This is a genomic window from Streptomyces sp. NPDC127117, from assembly GCF_042677325.1.
Classification (GTDB): Bacteria; Actinomycetota; Actinomycetes; order Streptomycetales; family Streptomycetaceae; genus Streptomyces.
Map to the genome: position 1 here is coordinate 1 of NZ_JBHXTM010000123.1, position 3944 is coordinate 3944.

Sequence of the window (3944 nt, forward strand, 5' to 3'; positions counted from 1 at the left end):
GTGGCCGAGCAGTGCGAAGGGCGCCCGATGAGCAGCTGCTCATCGGGCGCCCTTCACGGTGCGACCGGGACTACGGTCCCTGCGGGACCGGGGAGTGATCCGTCGGGATCAGACCGCCGGGGCCGGGTAGGTCGGGTACTCCACACCGGAGACGTGCTGGACGACCCGGATGACCTGGCACGAGTAGCCGAACTCGTTGTCGTACCAGAGGTAGAGGATCGCGTTGTCACCGTCGACCTTGGTGGCGCCGGCGTCGACGATCGAGGCGTGGCGCGAGCCCATGAAGTCGCTCGACACCGCGTCGGGCGCGGTGGTGAAGTCGATCTGGCGCTTGAGCGGCGAGGTCAGCGACACGTTGCGGAGGTAGTCGAGGACCTCGTCACGGGTCGTCTCGCGCCCGAGCCGGAGGCTGAGGATCGCGATCGAGACATCCGGCACCGGAACCCGGATCGAGCTGCCGGTGATCGGCGCCTTGAGCTCGGGCAGCGCCTTGGCGACGGCGGACGCGGCACCGGTCTCGGTGATGACCATGTTCAGCGGCGCGGAACGGCCGCGGCGGTCGGCCTTGTGGTAATTGTCCAGCAGGTTCTGGTCGTTGGTGAACGAGTGGACGGTCTCCACGTGGCCACGCAGGACGCCGTACTCGTCCGCCATCGCCTTCAGAGGAGGCACGATCGCGTTGGTGGTGCAGGAGGCGCAGGAAAGGATCTGATCGTCCGGCTTGATCGTGTCGTGGTTGACGCCGTGCACGATGTTGGGGACGTCGCCCTTGCCCGGAGCGGTCAGGACGACCTTGTCGATACCGGGGCGCAGGTGCTTCGACAGGCCCTCGCGGTCGCGCCACTTGCCGGTGTTGTCGATGAGGATGGCGTCCTTGATGCCGTACGCCGTGTAGTCGACCTCGGACGGATCGTTGGCGTAGATCACCTTGATCTCGTTGCCGTTGGCGACGATGGTGCTCTTCGTCTCGTCGACGGTGATCGTGCCCTGGAACTGGCCGTGGATCGAGTCGCGGCGCAGCAGCGAGGCACGCTTGACGATGTCCTGGTCACCGCCCTGACGGACGACGATGGCGCGCAGTCGCAGTCCGTTGCCGGAGCCGGCCTTCTCGATCAGCAGGCGGGCGACGAGGCGGCCGATGCGGCCGAATCCGTACAGGACGACATCGCGTCCGTCACCGCGCTCGATCTTGTTGGCGCCCGTGGCACCGGCGACGGCCTCGGCGGTGAACTCCTCGACCGGGAGGCCGCGGTCGTCGGCCGCGTAGGTCGCGGCGAGCATGCCGATGTCGATCTGCGAGGGGCCGAGGTCGAGCGTGGTGAGCGCCTGGAGGAACGGCAGCGTGTCGGTGACCGAGAGTTCCTCACCGGCGATCTGGCGGGCGAATCGGTGGGTCTTCAGGATGCTGACCACCGACTTGTTCACCAAGGAGCGGCTGTGGAGCAGGACCGTTACGTCCCGCTCCCGGTGCAGTTTCCCGATGACCGGGATCATCGACTCCGCGATCTCCTCGCGGTTCTTCCAGCTGGTGAACGAGTCGTCATTGACAGTCACAGGTTTATCTTTCGAGCTAGGCGGCGCTCATATGGTAACCCCTCGCTACTTTGATCATTCAAATGGGCTGTCGTGGCCGGGTGTGTCAGGCCGTTCCGCGTGCGGGGCGTGCCGGGACGCCGTGGTCGTCCTCGGCCGGTGCCGGGCCGCCGAGATGCCTCGGCGCGGCCGGCTCGGGCATGCCGCGATACAGCAGTCCGCTCAGGGCGGGCATCAGGATCAGCGGGGTGAGTGCCGTCTGCAGGGAGGTGGCGTCGGCGACGCTTCCGATGAGAGGTCCGGCCAGGCCGCCGATGCTGACCGTCAGCCCGAGGGTGATCCCGCCGGCGGTGCCGACACGCGAGGGCAAGTAGTCCTGGGCGAGGGTGACTTGAAGCGAGAACGGTACGTACAGTCCGATCGAGGTGAGGGCGATGAACGGATAGATCGTCGAGCCTGGGGCGAAGACGATCCCGGCGACGGCACCGACCGTGATCAGGTACGACATGCGCACCACCGTGACCCGGTCCCACCGGCTTGCCAGGCGGCTGCCCAGCACGGTGCCCGCCGCGCCACCCATGTAGAGGACGAAGAGCGCGGTCGTACCCGCCGCCGCTCCGCCCCCGGTGCGCTGCCGGGCGTAGAGCGAGATGAACGTGCTCAGGCCGACGAAGGTGATCGACCGGCAGACCACGGCGAGTGACAGCTTCACGAACGACACCTTGTCGTCGGTGCCCTTCGTGGCCGAGTTCCTGGGGCCGGAGGCCGTCCTGCGCTCCAGTGCGCGCAGCACGGGCAGGCACAACACACTGCCGGCCACGGCCGGCACCACGAGCAGTGGTGAGAACCGCAGTCCGCCGGTGGCCACAACGGCGGTGACCATGAGAGGGGCGACCGCGAAGCCGACATTGCCGCCGAAGGAGAACCACCCCATCGCGCTGTGGCTCCCCCTGCCCGCGAGCCGTGCGACACGGGCGGATTCGGGGTGGTACGCGGCGACCCCGATCCCGGACACCGCCATGAACAGCAGTGTCAGCGGGTACGAACCACTGAGGCCGCTCAGCGCGACCCCGAGCCCGCCCAGGATCGTGCTCACGGGCAGCAGCCAGGGTACGGCCCGACGGTCGGTGAGCGCGCCGAACACCGGCTGCGCAACCGAGGACAGCAGTGAAGCCGCGAGTACGATGCCCGAGGCCGTCGCGTAGGTGTAGGAACGCTCGGCCACGAAGAACGGGACGAGCGACGCCACCGCGCCCTGATAGACGTCCACGCACGCATGCCCGACCGACAGCAGAACGATGGGTCCATTCTTTGGCATGCCGCCATCGTCATCGCCCGATGGCCTGTCGCGCTTCCGGTGATCTGCCAACAACTACCGAAAACCCGCCCTTTCAGCGGCGAGCGCGGTGGCGATGTCGTGGTCAGGGGCGGCGGTTGTGGGTGCCCGGGGTATAGCCGAAGGCGCGACGGAAGACGTCGATGAAGGCGCTGGTGGACGACCAGCCGCACCGGTGGGCGACCGTCGTCACCGGTACGTCGTCGGCCAGCATGCGAAGTGCGTGGTACAGGCGCAGTTGGGTGCGCCACTGCGGGAACGTCATGCCCAGCTCGCGACGGAAGAGGCGGCTGAGGGTGCGTTCCCCGGCTCCCGCCCCGCTCGCCAGGGCGGCCAGTGTGCGGGGGTCCGCCGGGTCGTCGTGAAGGACTTCGCAGACGGCCGCGAGGCGCGGGTCGGTGGGGGTGGGCAGCTGAACGGGTTGTTGGGGCGAGGCACGCAGCCGGTCGAGCAGAACCGCGCGCAGCCGCAGCCGCTCCGGCGTGTCGTCGTGGGGGCCCCGGGTGTACGCGAGGATCAGTTCGCGCAGCAGGGGGTCGACAAAGAGGACGGTCGGGGCGTCGAGGCCGAGGGGATTGGTGTCGGCGGGCAGGCCGAGCAGATGCAGGGCGAGGTGTCCATGGGCGCGATGGGCGTGGACGCAGCCGGCGGGAACCCAGATGGCCCGGGTTCCGGGGGCGAACCAGGTGCCCACGTCGGTGGTGACCGCGAGGACGCCGGATCCCGCGTAGATGACCTGGTGGTTGTCGTGGCGGTGCGCGTCGATGCGTTCTCCGGGGGCCATCGCCTGCGTGCGGGTGGGCGCTTCGGGGGAGTGGCGGATGTCCGGCATGCAGGTGGACCCTAGCGGACGGGTGCCGGGTTCCAGAGCCCTCGAAACGGCGCTGTGGATGTGATGCCACCCATAGGGCCCACGTCACATCCTAGGCCGGATAGTAGAGGCGGAGCCCGTCCCAGCGGCATAGAAACGGTCCAGAACAGCCCATTTCGGACATTACTCCGTATTGGGGTAGTACGTCACATCATTGACCCCCGTCCCGGCCGCCGCTAACCATGGATCCCGTCGCCGGACAAC

Annotated in this window: 3 protein-coding genes; all 3 read right to left on the reverse strand. The window is 68.3% G+C overall.

Going from position 1 to position 3944, the window contains the following annotated elements:
* Positions 1 to 108 precede the first annotated feature (108 nt).
* On the reverse strand, positions 109 to 1554 hold the full coding sequence (locus ACFVH0_RS40360) for a glyceraldehyde-3-phosphate dehydrogenase (protein ID WP_385828416.1): 1446 nt from the start codon (positions 1552 to 1554) through the stop codon (positions 109 to 111).
* A gap of 85 nt (positions 1555 to 1639) precedes the next feature.
* Positions 1640 to 2851, reverse strand: coding sequence for an MFS transporter (locus tag ACFVH0_RS40365; RefSeq protein WP_385828417.1), 1212 nt, complete (start codon positions 2849 to 2851; stop codon positions 1640 to 1642).
* Between the two features lie 103 nt (positions 2852 to 2954).
* Entirely contained in the window at positions 2955 to 3701 is a 747-nt protein-coding gene (locus tag ACFVH0_RS40370; RefSeq protein WP_385828418.1) for an AraC family transcriptional regulator, read from the reverse strand.
* Positions 3702 to 3944 lie beyond the last annotated feature (243 nt).

What these genes read in the sequence shown, in the direction of transcription:
- ACFVH0_RS40370 (WP_385828418.1), bottom strand. Translation starts at nt 3,701, where the DNA reads ATGCCGGACATCCGCCACTCCCCCGAAGCGCCCACCCGCACGCAGGCG.
- ACFVH0_RS40365 (WP_385828417.1), bottom strand. Translation starts at nt 2,851, where the DNA reads ATGCCAAAGAATGGACCCATCGTTCTGCTGTCGGTCGGGCATGCGTGC.